Below are 16,666 nucleotides of genomic sequence, written 5' to 3'. Positions count from 1 at the left end.
CGCGCACGCGCGCACGCGCGAGCCCATGTCGACAACGCGTCGGGGCACGCCACGGGCGCGGCGGGTGGCGTCGGGTGCGGCGCCTCCGGCCTGTAAACTTGCAATGCCACGGTCACGGCCCGCGGGCGCGGGTACCCGCAGGACCGACGTTGCGGGCGCCGCGCTCCCCTGACGCCAGCCCCGTTTCGCCCGGGGCGGCCCCGGAAACCGCAACATCGCGATTTCCACTTGATTCGCCGTCGTGGACGGAAGAGTGAGCCGGCGCTTGCTCCGGCCGGGGGCGGGCGAGAGGACCATCACCCGTGGATGCATTGTCGTATCAGTCGCTCCTGACGGGCGCCGTCGCGCTCGTTGTCGCACGAACCTTCTACGTGCGTGTCAAGAAGGCCCCTGAAGGCAACGAGACGATGGCGCGCATCGCGCGCTACGTCCGCGAGGGGGCGATGGCCTTCCTCGCGCGCGAGTACAAGGTGCTCGCCATCTACGCCGCCGTCGTCTTCGCGCTCCTGGCGGCGACGCTCGGGCTCCTCGCCGCGGGCGCCTTCGCCGCCGGCGCGTTCCTGTCGCTCGTCGCCGGCTTCTTCGGCATGAAGGCCGCGACCTACGCCAACGTTCGCACGGCCGAGGCGGCGCGCGCGCACGGCAAGGCCACCGCGCTCGTCACCGCGCTCGACGGCGGCGCCGTCATGGGCCTCTGCGTCGCGGGGCTCGGCCTCATCGGCCTGGGCGGCATCTACGCCCTGTTCCGCAACGACGAGCACCTCGCGACGATCGTCCACTCGTTCGCCGTCGGGGCGAGCTCGATCGCGCTCTTCGCCCGCATCGGCGGCGGCATCTACACGAAGGCCGCCGACGTCGGCGCCGACATCGTCGGCAAGGTCGAGGCGAACATCCCCGAGGACGACCCCCGCAACCCGGGCGTCATCGCCGACAACGTCGGCGACAACGTCGGCGACATCGCCGGCATGGGCGCCGACATCTACGAGAGCTACGTGGCCGCTGTCGTCGCCGCGATCGCGCTCGGCCTCACGCTGCCGATCGCCAGGCTGCAGCCGCTCGCTCCGTCGGCGAGCGAGCAGGAGCTCCGCGCGATGGCCGTGTCGCTGCCGCTGCTGCTCGCGACGATCGGCCTCGCGGTCTCGGTCGTCGGCATCTTCATCACGCGCGCGCTCAAGAACCTGCCGCCGGCCCGGGTGCTGCGCCTCGCGCTCATCGTCCCGCCGTTCCTCGTCGTCCTCGCGGCGGCCGGCGTCCTCCCGGGGCTCGGCTTCAGCGGCGGCGCCGTCATCACCCTCGCTGCCGGCGCGGCGGGCGGCGCCATCGTCGGCCTCGTGACCGACTACTACACGTCGATGGGCCCCATCCACAAGGTGGCCCAAAGCTCGCTCACCGGCCCCGGCACCAACGTCATCCGCGGCATCGCTGTCGGCCTCGAGAGCGTCGCGATCCCCCTCATGACCCTCTGCGCCGTGGGCTGGATCTCGAACCACTACCTCGGCCTCTACGGCATCGCGCTCGCCGCGGTCGGCATGCTCGCGGGCACCGCGATCGTCATGACCGTCGACGCGTACGGCCCGATCGCCGACAACGGCGGCGGCATCTCCGAGATGGCCGGCCTCGGCAAGGAGGTCCGCGACATCACCGACGAGCTCGACGCGGTCGGCAACACCACCGCGGCCGTCGGCAAGGGCTTCGCGATCGGCTCGGCGGTGCTCACCGTCGTGGCGCTGTTCGCGGCCTTCAACATGGAGGTCGACGCGGTCCGCCGCGCGAAGGGCCTCCCGGAGCTCGTGCTCTACCTGACCGACGCGAAGGTCCTCATGGGGCTCCTCTTCGGCGCGATGCTCCCCTGCCTCGTCGGCTCGCTCACGATGACCGCCGTCGGCCGCGCGGCCGGCGCGATCGTCGAGGAGATCCGCCGTCAGTTCCGCGAGATCCCCGGCCTCCTCGAGGGCAAGCCGGGCGTCGACCCGCAGCCGAAGGTCATCGTCGACATCGCCACGTCGGCCGCCATCCGCGAGATGATCGCGCCCGGCGCCATCGCGGTGCTCGCGCCGGTCGTCGTCGGCTTCGCGGCCGGCCCCGAGGTCCTCGCGGGCACGCTGGCCGGCGCGCTCGTCGTCGGCGCGGTGCTCTCGCTGATGATGGCGAACGGCGGCGGCGCCTGGGACAACGCCAAGAAGCACATCGAGAAGGGCGGCCTCGACGGCCACGCGAAGGGCTCCGACGCCCACAAGGCCGCCGTCGTCGGCGACACAGTCGGCGACCCCTTCAAGGACACGTCGGGCCCGGGCATCTCGATCCTCATCAAGGTGATGGGCGTCGTGTCGCTCCTCATCGCCCCGCTCATCGCCTGAGCGAACGCGTCGTCGCGGCGACCGAGGACGCGGCCCCCACGGGCCGCGTTCTCGTTTTGTGGGCCTCGCGCGCGACGACGGCGGGGCCGCGCCGCCCGCCGTTCGGTCTTCCCTGGCGCCGATCAGTCGTTGGCGGCGTCCATGACGGCCTGCCACTCCGTCGAGAACGAGCCGTCCGTGCGCTTGATCTCCGACCCCGTGTCCCACAGCACGGGGACGATGCCGCGGGACAGCGACGCCTCCACCACCGACCGCATCCACAGCGTCCGCGACGCCGGCTCACGGGGGTAGCTCTCGCCCGGCGTGACGGCGAACTCGCCGAGGATGACCGGGATGCTCCGCTCGGCGCTGAACGCGCCGAGCCTGTCGAACAGGCTCTTCAGCTCCGCCTTCTCGGGATCCGTGCCCCACGTCGTCTTGGGCGAGCCCCAGCTCTCCACCGTGTCGAGGCCGCAGAAGGTGTAGGGCGTGTAGTAGTGGATCGAGAGGAACAGGCTCTTCGTGCCGGCCGGATCGGTCGGCACCTTGAACTCGCTCACGCAGGTCCTGTCGATGTCCGTCACGAAGCCGGAGATGAGCAGGGCGCGGCTCGCGTTGTAGCCGCCCTGCGCGCGCACGGTGGTGACGAAGATCTGGTTCATCTCGTTGAGGGCGGCGTAGTCCGGCGTCCCCCCGTCGCGAACGCCGTTGACCCAGTAGTTCCCCTCCTCGTTCATCCCCTCGAGGATCAGCGTGTGACCGAAGTCGCGGAAGGCCGTGGCGATCTGGGTCCAGTAGGACGCGTACCTGGCCTTGACGCCGTCGGTGGCCCTGTACTCGTCGGCGTTGCCCTCGTTGTAGATCCAGCCCCCGTCCCAGTGGATGTTCACGATCGAGTACATGCCGGCGTCCTCGATCCAGCCCACCACCTCCTTGACCCGGGCCATCTTGGCAGCGTCGATCGTGCCGTTGGCCGCGTAGGTGTCCCAGGCGACGGGCACGCGCACCGTCTTGATGCCGCGGCTGGCCATGCCGTTGATGAACGCCTGCGTGATCAGCGGCTGACCCCAGCCCGTCTCCCACGCGGTGGTGTTCTCCAGCGTGTTGCCGATGTTGGTCCCGATGCCCATGTCGGCGACCATGGCCGCGGCGTCCGCCGGCGTCGCGGAGCCGCCGGTCCCGCCGGAGCCCCCGGTTCCGCCCGTGCCGCCCGTCGAGGCGTCCCCCGCGCCCGTACCGCCCGTCGAGGCGTCACCGGCGCCCGTACCGCCCGTCGAGGCGTCCCCGGCGCCCGTACCGCCCGTCGAGGCGTCACCGGTGGTCGAGCCACCGCCGCTGCTTGCTGCGTTCCCGCTCGGGTTGCTCTCCGAGGAGCACCCCAGTGCGACGAGGACCAACAAGGGTGCCGTGAGGTTGAACCATGATGTGGCCGCAGAGCGGCAAGCCGGGAGAGAAAGCATGAAGGCGACGGTATCCCAGCCCGCCGGGAGCTCCAAGCGCGATCGATCTCCGCCGGGAGCGGTCCAGGCCGCTTCGCTTCGAGCCTGGCGCCGTGGGGCGGTATCCGCAGCGCGCCGGGATTCCACCTTGACAGTCAATGCAGCCTGAGGCGATCACAGCAAAGAGGAGATAGATCATGTCGCACAAAGAGGCCGTGTCCATCGTTGGTCTGGGTCAGATGGGCGCCGCGCTGGCGCGCGCCTACATCAACGCCGGTCATCGGGTGACCGTGTGGAACCGAACCCTCGGCAAGGCAGCGCCGTTTCAGGGCCAGGCGAAGGTGGCGGCGACGCCCGAGCAGGCATGCAGCGAGAGCGACATGACGATCGTCTCGCTGCTCGACTACGCAGCGAGCGACCAGGTATTCCGCGCGCCCGCCGTGGCCGAGGCCGCGAAGGGCCGGACGCTGGTGCAACTGACGAGCGGCACGCCCAACGATGCTCGCAGCGGGGCGGCGTGGGCGGCGGACGTCGGGATCAACTACCTGGACGGGTGCATCCTGGCTTACCCCAGTTACATCGGTGGTGAGCATACGCCTGTGTTCTACTCGGGTCCCAGGGAGCTCTACGACCGCCACGAGGCGACGCTGCGCGTCGTCGGCGGGGCCACCTCCCACGTCGGCGAGCCGATCGGGGCCGCGGCGACGCTCGACTGCGCTCTCCTGGAGAGCTTCTACGGCGCCACGCTGTCGTTCCTGCACGGGGCGGCGATCTGCGCGTCGGAGAAGTTTCCCCTCGACGCGTACTTCGCCAGGTTTCAGGCGATCATGCCGCTCATCTCGGTCACCGCCGACATGTGCAAGAGCATGCTGTCCACCGGCGATTTCAAGGGGACCGACTGCACGCTGGACATCCACGCCGGCGCCCTCGCGCACATCGTCCGTCTCAGCCAGGAGAACAACGTCGACAGGCGCATCCCGGAGCTCATCCAGTCCTATTTCAAGCGGGCATTGCAGCTCGGCCACGGCGCCGATGAGATGGCCGCCGTGTTCAACGCCATCCAGGATCGGACCCGCGGCTGACGAGCGGTGGAGGGTCCGACCCTTGCGCCGAGGCCCGCTCCCGTACCCTGAAGTTCCGGCCCGAGCACCCACGCCGTCCGTTTGGCGCCGTCGAGCAGGCACGCCACTGGCTCGAGCGTTTCGTCGCCTGGTACAACGACAAGGGCAGCGGAGGCCGGGCCGCGTGGGGTAGACTGCGTCCGTGGACCGACCCGACAAGCGCCCCACGGATGATCTGCTGACACCGACGCTTCAGGACGCCGGCGAGGGCCAGGCAGCGCCAGGGAAGCGGCCGTTCCGGCTCCGGTCCCAGCTCTGGATCGGGGCGCTCGGCGGCGTGGTGCCCATGTTCCTCCTCGGCATGATCAACGCCGGGCGCCTGCGGCTGCCGGCCGAGCAACGGCGGCGAATGCTGCTCCTCGGCCTCGCGGCCCTGGCCGCCGTCCTGGCCATCTGGAGCTGGGCGCAGTTTTCCGCGTACGGCCAGGCGTCGGCCGACGCGCCGGGCTTCTACCGCGGGATCCGGCTCGCCAACCAGATCCTCGGCGCGCTGCTTTACCTCGGCTACAGCCGCCTTCAGCAGCTCGCCGACCGGCGCTTCCAGTTCGCCGGCGGACAGCACGCCTCCCTCTGGATCCCGGGCATCGCCGTCATGCTCGCCGGCTTCGCGATCCAGTTCGCCGTGCTCGCGGGGCTCGCCGCGCTCCCCGCCGGAGCGCAGCCGTGAGCGACGCCGAGCAGGCCGTCGCGCTGGCGCGCCACTACCTCCACGTCGACCAGCCGCGGCGCGCGCTCGAGACGCTCGAGCGGGTCGCGGATCCCGATCTCGAGGACCCCGAGCTCTGGACGCTGCGCGCCGCCGCGCTCCGCGCGCTCGACAAGCCCGCCGAGGCCGCGCGCGCCGCGCGCGAGGGCCTCGCGCGCGCGCCGGAGTCGCCCCGCCTGCTCTACCTGCTCTGCGACTGCGAGGCGCAGCTCGGCGACGCCGCGGCGGCAGAGCGGGCCATCCTGAGCTGCCTGCGCGTCGCGCCGGAGAGCGCCCCCGCGCTCTGCCGCTATGCCTTGCTCGTCGCCAAGGCGGGCCAGGTGGACAAGGCGGCGCGGCTCGTCGAGGAGGCGGCGCGCATCGATCCCGAGGCGGGCGGCGTCGCGCGCGCCCGGATGATCGTGGCCTACCTGCAGGGCAAGGACGAGGAGCTCGCCCGGCATGGCAAGGCGCGCCTCGCCGCCGATCCCGACGACGCGCTCACCTACCACTTCCTCGGCCAGGCGATGCTCGAGGGCGGCCGGGTCGACGAGGCCGGCCGCCACCTCCGGACCGCGGCGCGCCTCGACCCGGGCGACAACGACCTCGCCGACGCCGCGCGTGAGGCCCGCTTCGCCACGCATCGGCTGATGAGGCCCCTCTGGCCGATGCAGCGCTTCGGGGCCATCCCGGTGTGGATCGCGGCGATCGTTGTCTTCTACGGTCTACGGGCGACGGGGAACCGGGCCGCCGCGAGCCTCTTCGGCTTCGCCTACCTCGCTTACTGCCTCTACAGCTGGATCATGCCGCCGCTCCTGCGGCGCTGGATGGGTCTATCGCGATGAGCTCGGACCGGATCACCGCGCTGGAAAGGGCGCTCGATGTCGCTCCCGACAACCACCCGCTCCGGCTCCTGCTCGCCGAGATGCTCCAGGGCGCGGGCCGCCCCGCGGACGCGGCGCGGCAGTACGAGGCGCTGCTCGACGCGGGCGAGCTGCCGCGCGAGGCGCTGCTCGACGCCGCGAGGCTCTCGATCGAGGCCGGCAGCCTGCAGGCCGCGGCGCGATGCCTCGACGCCGCGCGCAAGGCCGGGCTCGTGGAGGGGATCGCCGAGACGCAGGCGCGGCTCGACGCGAAGCTCGACCAGAAGGGCGTGCTCCGGCTCGTGCATTCGTCGAGCGGCCGCGCCGCCGCCGCGGCGGGCGCCGAGGGGCGCCAGCAGGACCGACGCAAGCTCGGCGAGGAGGCGCGGGCCACCTTCGCGGAGATCGGCGGCCTGGAGGAGGTGAAGAAGGCGGTGCACCGCGCCATCATCCTCCCGCTGCAGCGCCCCGAGCTCTACGCGAAATACGGGCGCAAGTCGGGAGGGGGCATCCTCCTTTATGGCCCGCCCGGCTGCGGCAAGACGCTGCTGGCGCGCGCGACGGCGGGCGAGTGCAATCTGCCCTTCTTCAACGTGCGCATCGAGGACATCCTCGACCCCTACGTCGGCGTGAGCGAGCGCAACCTCCACGACGCCTTCGAGGAGGCGCGCGCCCACGCGCCCGGCGTGCTGTTCCTCGACGAGCTCGACGCGCTCGCCTTCGCCCGCCGCAAGCACCACGGCGGCGCGGGGCGCCCCCTGGTGGATCAGCTCCTCCAGGAGCTCGACTCCATCGGCTCGGAGAACAAGGGCCTGCTCGTGCTCGGCGCCACCAACGCGCCCTGGGACGTCGACGACGCGCTCAAGCGGCCCGGGCGCTTCGATCGCCTTGTGTTCGTCCCGCCCCCCGACGAGGAGGCGCGCCGCAGCGTCCTGGAGATCGCCCTCGCGGGCCGGCCTGCGGAGCGGCTCGATCTGAAGAAGCTCGCGCGGTTGACGCCGCTCTTCAGCGGGGCCGACCTGCGCGCGCTGGTGGAGCAGGCGTTCGACCGGGTGATCGAGGAGGCGCTCGACACCGGCACGGAGCCGCCGCTCACGATGAAGCACGTGGAGGCGGCGCTCGAGGCGCAGCGCCCCACCACGCTGGAGTGGCTGGCGCGCGCCCGGAATTACGTGGAGTTCGCCAACCAGAGCGAGCAGTACAAGGACGTGGCCCTGTTCCTGAAGTCCCGCGAGGCCAGGGCCTGGAAGGACTGATCGCCCGCGCCGCCCGCCGGCGCCATGGCCTTGGCGGCCGAGCGCCCCGCAGGCTGACTCCTCACCAGGGGATCGGGCCTGCGTCGTCCGAGAAGGTGCCAGTCGGTCCGTCGGGACCGAGCAGCGCGAGCCGCACCGGCTCGCGCGCGCCTTCGGCGACGGTGCGCGTTCCGCTATGGTTGTTGAGGTCGGTGGCGACGTAGCCGGGGCACACAGCGTTGACCTTGATGGCGGTGCCGGCGAGCTCGTGCGCGAACGCGATCGTCACCGCGTTGAGCGCGCTCTTCGACGGGCTGTACGCGACGCCGCCGACGCCGCGGACCGACGTGGCGGGATCGCTGAGCCATGTCATCGAGCCGAGGCGGCTCGACACGTTGACGATCCGCCCGGCCGGCGCCTCGCGCAGGAGCGGCAGCATCGCCTGGGTCACGGCGATCACGCCGAACACGTTGGTCTCGAACACGTCGCGGACGTCGGCGAGCGAGGCCACGCTCGGCCTCCCGCTCGCGGCGATCTCGTCGACAGTGACCCCGCTCTGCGCTGGGCCTCTGGCGATGCCAGCGTTGTTGACGAGGACGTCGAGCCGGCCGAGCTCGCGGCGGATCCGCGCTGCGGCGGCGGCGATCGAGCCGGCGTTCGTGACGTCGAGCGCGATGGCGCGCGCATCGCCGGTGATCTCCCTGGCCGCGGCCTCTCCGCGCGCGAGGTCGCGCGAGCCGACGAGCACTGTGTGGCCGCGCGCCGCGAGCTCCTTCGCGATCGCGTGGCCGATACCTTTGTTGGCCCCGGTGACCAGGGCGACGGGTCTGTCTTGCATGTCCCCTGGATAGCGACCGTCGCGGGCGCTGCCTTGGTGATCCTTGGCGGTCGAGAGGGCTGCCAAGAATGCCCAAGCCGAGGGGGCACGCCGGTAATAGGATAGGAGCGTGGCGACCCGAGCCGACCTCCTTGCTGTCCCCGTGCCCGGCGTGCGCGTGACGCGCTGGTCGACCGGCGAGCTCTACGCCGGCATGAAGGAGATGTACGCGATCGGTCGCGTCGAGGTCGGGCGCTCGGAGTGGTGGTGCCGCGGAAAGGTGTGGAGCTGCGGCCCTGGCTCGTTGCAGATCCTGAGACCCGGCGACGTGCACCGCGACATCTCGCGCGACGGCCCGGGCACGGGCCAGTGCGTCGCGTTCTCGGCGTCCATGGTCGAGCGCGTGATCGGCAAGGTCTGCGTCCACCCGCAGCTCGCCGCCGGTGACGAGCGGGGCGCGGCGTTCCACCGCCTGCATCACACTGTGCGCGCCGGCGCCGATCGTCTCGAGCTCGAGGTGGCGGTCGCCGAGGCGATCGACGCGCTCGCGGCGGTCGGCGACGCGCAGTGCGAGTACACGCGACCGGTGCGCCGCGCGATCGAGCTCCTGCGGGAGCAGCTCGCCGAGCCGGTGACGCTCGACGACCTCGCCGCGCACGCCGGCCTCGACAAGTTCCACCTGTGCCGCGCGTTTCGCGCGCAGGTCGGCATGTCTCCGTACGCGTACCTGACGCGGCTGCGGATCATGCGCGCGAAGGAGATGCTCGTCGCCGGCGTGAGGCCGCGCGACATCGCCCCGCGGGTCGGCCTCTACGACCAGAGCCAGCTCAACCGGCACTTCCGGCGCATCGTCGGCACGACGCCGGGCCAGTACGCGCGCGGCGCCTAGGGCGAGCCCCCAGGAGCCCACGACCGCGGAGGAGCCGCGGCGTCCTTTCTCGACGTAAACTTACCATCTGAGGTGAACTCCTCGATCCCTCGATGACGAAGTCGAGCGACCCATGATTGATCGAGAGCGCTCCGGTACACGGGGAGGGGAGGTCGGACGCTTCTTGTCGGCGACTTCACTTTCTCGCGAGGCTACACTGATGAGCGTGAATCGAAAGCAGTCTCTGGCGGCGACCTCGACGACCGCGGGCCTTCTCGTGCTGCTGGCGACCGGGTACGCGCGCGCGGCGGAGCACTACGTGGCGCCGGACGGCAGCGACTCCAATCGCGGGAGCATGGACGAGCCGTTCGCCACCCTCTCCACGGCGAACAGCGCCGCCGCCGCCGGTGACACCATCTGGGTGCGCGGCGGCACCTACGAAATCACGACCCAGCTCGTCCTTTCGAGGGGCGGCACCTCGGAGACCAACCGCACCAAGATCTGGGCCTACCCAGGTGAGAGGCCGGTGCTCGACGCGTCGAGGTATGCCACCAGCAACCGGGCCGTCGACGTGCCGGTGGTCCTGGTGACCGGAAGCTGGATGCACCTTCGAGGGCTCGAGATCGCCAACGCCAAGGTGGGCAGGAGCGGCGACCACTCGTACTCGCTGCTCCGCACCAAGGGCTCCAGCAACAACATCTTCGAGCTGCTCCACCTCCATCATGCCTTCGGGCCCGGCCTGTTCATCGATGGAGGCAACGGCGGCAACCTGATCCTCAACTGCGATTCGCACGACAACTACGACCAGAACGGCAGCCAGGGCGACGGCCAGAACGGCGACGGCTTCGGGGTCCATTACCAGACGACGGGTCCCGGCACGATCATCCGGGGGTGCCGCGCGTGGAACAACTCGGACGATGGCTACGACTACATCTCGCAGGAGGTGCCGGTCCTCACCGAGGGCAGCTTCGCCATGTCGAACGGCCGGGGCAGCGAAGGCAACGGCAACGGGTTCAAGGTCGGCAGCAGCAAGACGGGCATCCGGCACATCGTGCGGAACAACGTGGCCTGGAAGAACAAGGCCGCGGGCTTCTACGCGAACCACTCGTCGGGCGGCAATACCTGGCTCAACAACACCGCGTACAAGAATGGAACCCAGTACAACATGCTGGCGAGCCCGCCCGACGATAGCAGCCAGACGATCATCTTGACCGGAGCGCTCGCGCACGAGATGCGGAACAACATCGGCTTCCCGAACAAGAACTCGAACATGGGGGGCGTCGACACCGCGTTCAACACGTGGGACCTGAACATCACGGAGACGAGCTCGGCCTTCGAGAGCACGTCCGACGCCGGTTGCACCGGACCCCGAGAGGCCGACGGCAGCATCCCCTCCGTATGCGTGTTCATGAAGCTCAAGACCGGGAGCGCTCTGATCGACAAAGGCACGGACGTGGGGCTTCCGTTCGTCGGATCGGCGCCGGACCTCGGAGCTCACGAGTTCGGCGCCGGGCCGACCGCAGGGGCGGGTGGCGCCGCCGGTGGCTCGGGCACCGCTGGCGGCGGCATGGGCGGCACGGCAGCCCAGGGAAGCGGTGGCGACGGGTCCGGTGGCGCGGTCGGCACCAGCGGTGGGATGGGCGCAGCCGGTGGCGCTCCGGGTACCGGCGGCTCCCCGGAGACCGGCGGCGCCACGGGCGGCACCGATGGTCACTCGGAGGGCCGCGCCGGAGCCGCAGGGACCTCGGAAGACGACAGCTCCGCGGCGGGCTGCGCTTGCGCCGTGACTTCCGACGATGCCACCGCCGGTACCGGCGGGCTCGCGTTTGTCGCGCTTGCCTCCGCGTTCGCCGCGCGCTCCCGCGATCGGAGGACGTCGCGACGCAATGGCGGCCGGCAATCGAGGTTCTGATCCGAAGGAGGACGATGGAGATGAGACGCCAGACAAGCACGTGGTGTGGAGCCGTCGCTGCGCTGGCGTTCTTGCCCGCATGTGCGTCCGAAGGCGACAGCACTGTCGGCGGCGGCGGCGCTGGAAGCCTCCGGACGTCCAGGGGAATCGGCAGACCCGTCCTGCGGGGGCATGACCGCCTCAGGCGACGGAGGACGCCGGCGCGCGGCGGCGCGCAGCCGCGGGGGCGGCGCCGAAGCGCGTCGCTACCAGGTGGTCGCACCAGCGCTCCACGCTGGTCTGGATCGGCGGCATCGCCAGCCCGATCGCGCGGACGTGGGCGTCGGCCGCGCGGGTGTCATGGGCATCCTCGGCGAGGAACGACAGGCTCTCTCGCGGCACGCCGGTGAGCGCCTCCGGCAGCAGGCGTACCAGGCCGAGGGGCAGGACCCACCTCTCGGGGGGCGGCGCTTCAGGTGGGCGGCGATGCCGCGGACCAGCGCGGGCAGCCGCGGAGTCGCTTGCTCGAGGACGCAGAGGTCCTGTTCCGCGGTCCCGGGGCGCTCGGGCACGCTCGCCAGGAAGCGCGCCAGGTAGTCGACGGTCACCAGCGGCAGGAAGGTGCGCTCGCTGCCCGAAGGCGAAGCGCGCAGCCAGGTGATAGACGTCGCGCACCTGCTCGAAGCGGTCCGCCAGGCCGAGCGACGCCTCCTCCACATCGCCCTCGACCACCAGGAGCCGCCGCGAATCGCCGCCGTGCGCGTCGACGAACGCGGCGAGCGCCGCGGCCCGCTGCCGCGCGCGGCGCACCGGCGCCGCCACGACCTTCGTCCGGGTCAGCTCGGCCAGCAGCCAGCGCCCGATGAACCCCGTACCCCCCGTCACAAGGACCTCGACGTCGCTCACGCTCATAGGCCGCCCAGCATGCGTCGCTGGACCCATGACGAAAATGGGATGTATCTCATATCAGGTATGAGCGAGATCGATATCCGCAGCATCAATCTGAACCTCCTTCCCGCCCTCGAGGCGCTGCTCATCGAGGGCAGCGTCAGCGCTGCGGCGCGCCGCGCCCACGTCAGCCAGTCGGCGATGAGCCACTCCCTCGCGCGCCTGCGCGAGCTCTTCGGCGATCCCCTCCTCACCCCCCTCGGCCGCGGCCTCGCCCCCACGCCGCGCGCCCTCCAGCTCCGCGCGGCCTTGCCCGCCGCCTTCGAGCACCTCCGCCGCGCCCTCGCTTCCCCCGAGCCCTTCGATCCGCGCACCTCGGCGCGCACCTTCCGTATCGCCACCGTCGACCACTTCGAGCTCACGACCCTCCCTGACGTGCTCGACCACCTGGGCAGACACGCGCCCTTCGTGCGCCTGGAGATCGAGCGGTTCTCTCCCGAGGTTGTCCCCGCGCTCGTCGTCGGCGACATCGATCTGGCCCTGATCGGCGCCTCCCAGCCCGTGCCCGCCGCTGGCCTCCGCCGCGTGCCGCTCTACGAGGAGCCCTTCGCCGTGATGGCCCGCAAGGGTCACCCGGCGATCAAGCGCCGCCTCGACCTCGAGACCTACGTCTCGCTCGGCCACGTCCTCGTCAGCGTCGAGGGCCGCCGCGACGGCGCCGTCGACCGCGCCCTGGCCCGCCTCGGCAAGAGCAGGCGCGTTGCCCTGCGCCTGCCTCACTTCATGGCCGCGCCCCTCGCCGTGCGCAGCTCCGACCTCCTCTGCACGATCGCGAGCAGCGTCGCCCAGCGCGCCCGCGAGCTCTTCGGGCTGCGGGTCTTCGCGCCCCCCTTCGAGCTGCCCGCCGCGCAGGTCGTGGCCCTGTGGTCGCAGCGCCACGACGACGACCCGGCGCAGCGCTGGTTCCGGGACCTCTTCTCCTCGGGCCGCGCGCTCTCGCCGCACCTGCGGGCCCTGGTCCGCCGGGGCGTGGGGTGATCTGGGGGTGCCTCCGCCATGCACGAGCTGCGGGGCGGGAACGAGGAGGAGGGGCCGCGGCGCCTTTATGACGGGGTGCTCGCTGCCGAGCTCCGCCGACCCGACGAGGCGCAGGAGCTCGTCCTGGGAGGCCTGCTCGAGCGCCTTCACCGCCGCGAGCTGCGGGCGGCCCGCCGTGAGCGTGCCCGTCTTGTCGACAAGGACCGTATCGACGCGGCTCGCGGCCCCGAGCGCCGCGCCGCCCTTCACCAGCACGCCGAGCTCGGCCAGCACGCCGAGCCGCAACTGCGTGCGCACCTGCGCACGCCCAGGACGGGCCGTCCCGCATTCATTCCGGTTCACCTCAAAATTTACCTTTGACGCCCACGAAACGCTCAGAGAAGTGGCCCGCGGCTCTCAGCGCCCATCGCGCGCAGCGGCCAAGGGCTTCCAACCGGGGGGAACGGTGAGGGTGTCACAGCGACGGATCTCATGGGCGGCAGGGGTTGTCCTCCCGCTCCTTGTTGGTCCGGCGCGCGTAGAAGCGTACGAGCTGAGCGCCGGTGTGAGCCTCGGGTGGCTCCAGGCCGGTACCGTTTCCGCGCCTCGCGGTGGGCCCGCACGCGGGCATAGCGTGGCCCCTCCAGCGAGACATCCTGGTCATGGTGCACGATATGTGCACGAGCCTACCCCCGACCCAGGAGGACGGGTTCGGGGTCTACAACCAGACCTCGGTTGACATCGGGTACGCGTGGGAGGACGGCAATGTCAGCGCGGGGCCATCGGTCGCGTTCTACGTCGTGCCGGCGTGCGGCATCACGTTGTGCGGCCGCGTCGGTGGCTTGGCCGTAGGCGGCCACGCGCAGACCAACGCGTACGTTGCCGGACCGCTGGGGGTGTCGGTGAGCGTCAACGTGGATTGGGTCGGTCGGGGCAGTCTGCTGCTCCCGGGCTACGTGTCCGTCGTCGTTGTTGCTGGTCCTGTGCTTCGATGGAATGCCAAATGAACGTGAGAACAGTCCTGTTATTGGTCGTGGTCATATCGGTCTGGACGCTGGCGGCGTGCAACTGGACGATCGGAGACTGCTACCCTGTCGGGGAAAGAACTTCGGGTGCAGGTGCCGGTCCAGGCTCGGAGCCCCGCCCCGTCTACACCTCCGCCGCATCCGGTGACTTCGGGGCGGAGCCGCCGGACGGCCCCCACGACGGCAGCGAGCGCAAGATTGCCTGCAACGAGTGGGAGCTCGAAGATGAAGAGGAGAGACCGAGCGACAGCTCGGAAAGGCCGACAGAGAGCCCGACGAGTCCGCAAGACCCTTGCCCTGAATTCGACGATATAGCGGGAGACGGAGCGACCTTCTTGAGCTGTAGCGATGCGTGTAGCTCGAAGTGCCCGCCGCCTGGAATGGCCCCATGGGTATACGTAGATTTCGATCCATCGGACTTCACGTTTGTTACCACCGTCAATGACCCAGGTGCGGGTAAAGTCGGTGGGTGGCAGGTGGCCAAGGTCAAACTGAATTTCAGGAAACTCACTGTCCCGCACACGGTCCAGAGCTGGTCCTGTAATTTCTCCATCGAGATGCCGCTCCGGACTGAGATGTATGGACAAATCGATGCAGACCGCGCAGCCAGCCTCAGCGAGGAGATCACGGAGGAGGTCGCAAACCGCATGGACTACGATCTACCCAAGGGGATATTCTGTAGTAAATTCATCGACCAGACGCGGGCGACGTTCAAATCCAAGTACAAGGCGCTTGGCGCTAGGGTGACAAATCCATGACGATAGCTCGCTCGGAACTGCTCGACGTCGTTTACCGCTTCTATCCGCGAGGCGTGCATAACACCGATCGCATCTACGTGCCTCCGGGCGAGCCCGTCTACAAGGACATGGAGGAGCACCGCCGCCTGGTGGAAGCCGCAAACCGCGGGCGAGCGGAGTACCCAAGGTGGAACGCCATGATCGACAGGCTGGGGGATCGATACGGCCTTCAAAACGAGTCGCTCCACCTGTTGTCCGGGGGGACCGACCCGGCGTACTCGGCCCGCATCTGGCTCACCGACGAAATCGCGCTCAGCTTCCACGTGTCCCTGCTCGGGCCATACTACGGGATCCACCTCCCCGGCATCCCCGAGGAGGAGCCGGTGGCGCGCGAGGTCGCCCGGGAGATCGAGGCTACGTACCCCGTCTACCGGCCGATCCCGGCTGAGATCGGGAATGAGGTGGTGCCGGATGTGGCGATGAACGTGGTGTTGATGGGCGAGGCGACGATCTACATGTGCCTCTTCTCGGAGGTGTGGACTTGGGTTGATCCGGTGTAGCCCTCCCCCGGCGGCTGCCGTCCACCTCGCCGGGTTGAGCGGCTGGAAGGCGAGGAGCTCAAGGCGAGCTCGGCGGCGCCCCCTGCGGCGGCGCGGCCGTGGCGGTACGAGCCGGGATATGAACTCGGGCGGGTCGCACCTCGGCAGGGGATCATCTCCTCCAGGTAGAAGCGGTCACGTCGCTGGCGGGCGACCTGGGCGAGCTCGAAGATCGCGAGATCGGCGCGATCGCCGTGCTCGCCACGCGGGCGCGGCCGCGCGCGCCGGCGTTCACCTCAACCTGCGGCAGCTCGGGAGCGGCCGGGGGGCGCGGCCTCGTCGTCTGCACGGGCGCCGTGTACGCCGCGCCGTCCGGCGAGCGCTGCTTGCCTCCACTTAGCTACGGCTCCAAAGACGGGAAACATGGAGCCACACAGGACGCAAACCTATCCGCGGCTTCGATCACTTTTCGCACATTATCTACATCAAACAAAAGTTCTTCCCCGGACGAACATCGGCTATCAATCGAGCCCCGCAGATCATCAGTTACTCGCCATCCATAATGCACTATCGCATGCCGAACATCAAACATGCGCTGAAGCGGCATGCGGTCTTTTCGATCTATCTCCATGTAGCCCTCAAGACCTGACGCCACACGAATGAACTCGTCGATGCTCTGCCTCGGTTTATCCCTTAGCTTGGCCGCAGCACAGACGAGTGCTTCCAGTCCAGAGACCGTGAGCACAATAGCGCTCGCCAGAAGGGCCTGAACGGCGTCGGCGCTATTGTTCTGCTCACTTGCCAGTCGGAGTAGTTCCTCGACTCTGGCGCGGTACAAGTTGTACGTCGTATCCTTGCTCCACCCAAATTCAAAGCCATCGGAGAACCCATGCCTCCACCGGACGGTTTGAATCTTGACCTCTTCTTTTCCGTCACCTGACGGAACTTTGTATTCCAGCTTTTCATTCGGGAGGAGCTCCCCGTTGTTCCTGATGTTGAAGAAGTCAAAGAACCGCTGGGGTTTACTGTCTGCCATGGTTTTCTTCCTCTGGGATGACCCGGTAGGTTATTCGGTAGCGCTGGCTGTTCGTCAACATGATCTGCTGGACGTCAGCGCCGGCGAGCTCACCGACCCACCTCGACCCTGCGGCCGTTCCGGCTTATGGACCTAAATTGCCGATCCTGACTCGGGAACGCCAGTACTT

At 69.7% G+C, this 16,666-nt stretch carries 16 protein-coding genes; 12 read left to right on the top strand and 4 right to left on the bottom strand.

Annotated elements, in window-relative coordinates; genetic code table 11:
• Positions 1–302: 302 nt before the first annotated feature.
• The gene (locus WMF42_RS40935; protein ID WP_437688477.1) at positions 303–2,357 is read left to right on the top strand and encodes a sodium-translocating pyrophosphatase; all 2,055 of its coding nucleotides are present in this window, start codon (positions 303–305) and stop codon (positions 2,355–2,357) included.
• Between the two features lie 122 nt (positions 2,358–2,479).
• On the opposite strand, the gene WMF42_RS40930 is transcribed toward WMF42_RS40935, so the two are convergent.
• Positions 2,480–3,733, bottom strand: coding sequence for a glycoside hydrolase family 5 protein (locus WMF42_RS40930; RefSeq protein ID WP_437688475.1), 1,254 nt, complete (start codon positions 3,731–3,733; stop codon positions 2,480–2,482).
• Between the two features lie 239 nt (positions 3,734–3,972).
• On the opposite strand from WMF42_RS40930, the gene WMF42_RS40925 reads away from it, so the two are divergent.
• From WMF42_RS40925 to WMF42_RS40910, 4 genes are all read left to right on the top strand, one after another.
• Positions 3,973–4,857, top strand: a complete 885-nt coding sequence (locus WMF42_RS40925) for an NAD(P)-dependent oxidoreductase (RefSeq protein ID WP_437688473.1) — start codon at positions 3,973–3,975, stop codon at positions 4,855–4,857.
• Between the two features lie 181 nt (positions 4,858–5,038).
• Complete coding sequence (locus WMF42_RS40920; RefSeq protein WP_437688471.1) at positions 5,039–5,563, top strand: hypothetical protein; 525 nt, start codon at positions 5,039–5,041, stop codon at positions 5,561–5,563.
• Positions 5,560–6,426, top strand: a complete 867-nt coding sequence (locus WMF42_RS40915) for a tetratricopeptide repeat protein (RefSeq protein ID WP_437688469.1) — start codon at positions 5,560–5,562, stop codon at positions 6,424–6,426. The genes WMF42_RS40920 and WMF42_RS40915 overlap by 4 nt, the downstream gene beginning before the upstream one ends.
• Complete coding sequence (locus WMF42_RS40910) at positions 6,423–7,700, top strand: AAA family ATPase (protein WP_437688467.1); 1,278 nt, start codon at positions 6,423–6,425, stop codon at positions 7,698–7,700. The genes WMF42_RS40915 and WMF42_RS40910 overlap by 4 nt, the downstream gene beginning before the upstream one ends.
• 61 nt (positions 7,701–7,761) lie before the next feature.
• On the opposite strand, the gene WMF42_RS40905 is transcribed toward WMF42_RS40910, so the two are convergent.
• Positions 7,762–8,517 carry an SDR family oxidoreductase gene (locus WMF42_RS40905; protein ID WP_437688465.1) on the bottom strand — a complete coding sequence of 252 codons (756 nt, stop codon included), beginning with the start codon at positions 8,515–8,517 and terminating at the stop codon, positions 7,762–7,764.
• A gap of 109 nt (positions 8,518–8,626) precedes the next feature.
• Here WMF42_RS40905 and WMF42_RS40900 point away from each other — a divergent pair, with 109 nt between their 5' ends.
• Both WMF42_RS40900 and WMF42_RS40895 read left to right on the top strand, forming a co-directional pair.
• On the top strand, positions 8,627–9,385 hold the full coding sequence (locus tag WMF42_RS40900; RefSeq protein ID WP_437688464.1) for a helix-turn-helix domain-containing protein: 759 nt from the start codon (positions 8,627–8,629) through the stop codon (positions 9,383–9,385).
• Between the two features lie 199 nt (positions 9,386–9,584).
• Complete coding sequence (locus tag WMF42_RS40895) at positions 9,585–11,276, top strand: right-handed parallel beta-helix repeat-containing protein (RefSeq protein WP_437688462.1); 1,692 nt, start codon at positions 9,585–9,587, stop codon at positions 11,274–11,276.
• A 180-nt stretch (positions 11,277–11,456) separates the two neighbouring features.
• Here WMF42_RS40895 and WMF42_RS40890 read toward each other — a convergent pair whose 3' ends face one another.
• The gene (locus WMF42_RS40890; protein ID WP_437688460.1) at positions 11,457–12,167 is read right to left on the bottom strand and encodes an SDR family oxidoreductase; all 711 of its coding nucleotides are present in this window, start codon (positions 12,165–12,167) and stop codon (positions 11,457–11,459) included.
• A 60-nt stretch (positions 12,168–12,227) separates the two neighbouring features.
• Between WMF42_RS40890 and WMF42_RS40885 the strand changes: the two genes are divergently transcribed.
• The 5 genes from WMF42_RS40885 to WMF42_RS40865 all read left to right on the top strand — a co-directional run bounded on the left by WMF42_RS40885 (position 12,228) and on the right by WMF42_RS40865 (position 15,482).
• A complete protein-coding gene (locus WMF42_RS40885; RefSeq protein ID WP_437688458.1) occupies positions 12,228–13,181 on the top strand; it encodes a LysR family transcriptional regulator in 954 nt (317 codons plus the stop codon).
• Positions 13,182–13,199: 18 nt separating this feature from the next.
• Positions 13,200–13,541 carry a hypothetical protein gene (locus tag WMF42_RS40880; protein ID WP_437688456.1) on the top strand — a complete coding sequence of 114 codons (342 nt, stop codon included), beginning with the start codon at positions 13,200–13,202 and terminating at the stop codon, positions 13,539–13,541.
• Positions 13,542–13,822: 281 nt separating this feature from the next.
• On the top strand, positions 13,823–14,167 hold the full coding sequence (locus WMF42_RS40875; protein WP_437688454.1) for a hypothetical protein: 345 nt from the start codon (positions 13,823–13,825) through the stop codon (positions 14,165–14,167).
• Positions 14,164–14,943, top strand: a complete 780-nt coding sequence (locus tag WMF42_RS40870) for a hypothetical protein (protein ID WP_437688452.1) — start codon at positions 14,164–14,166, stop codon at positions 14,941–14,943. Before WMF42_RS40875 ends, WMF42_RS40870 begins: the two co-directional genes overlap by 4 nt.
• Positions 14,940–15,482 (top strand): hypothetical protein, encoded by a 543-nt coding sequence (locus tag WMF42_RS40865; RefSeq protein ID WP_437688450.1) that lies wholly within the window; start codon positions 14,940–14,942, stop codon positions 15,480–15,482. Before WMF42_RS40870 ends, WMF42_RS40865 begins: the two co-directional genes overlap by 4 nt.
• Positions 15,483–15,861: 379 nt before the next feature.
• On the opposite strand, the gene WMF42_RS40860 is transcribed toward WMF42_RS40865, so the two are convergent.
• A complete protein-coding gene (locus tag WMF42_RS40860) occupies positions 15,862–16,497 on the bottom strand; it encodes a hypothetical protein (RefSeq protein ID WP_437688449.1) in 636 nt (211 codons plus the stop codon).
• Positions 16,498–16,666: the final 169 nt, after the last annotated feature.

Source organism: Sorangium sp. So ce176, assembly GCF_051519835.1.
Classification (GTDB): Bacteria; Myxococcota_A; Polyangia; order Polyangiales; family Polyangiaceae; genus Sorangium; species Sorangium cellulosum_G.
Note: the sequence above shows the minus strand (reverse complement) of the source record. Positions and strands in the feature narration are given on the sequence as shown.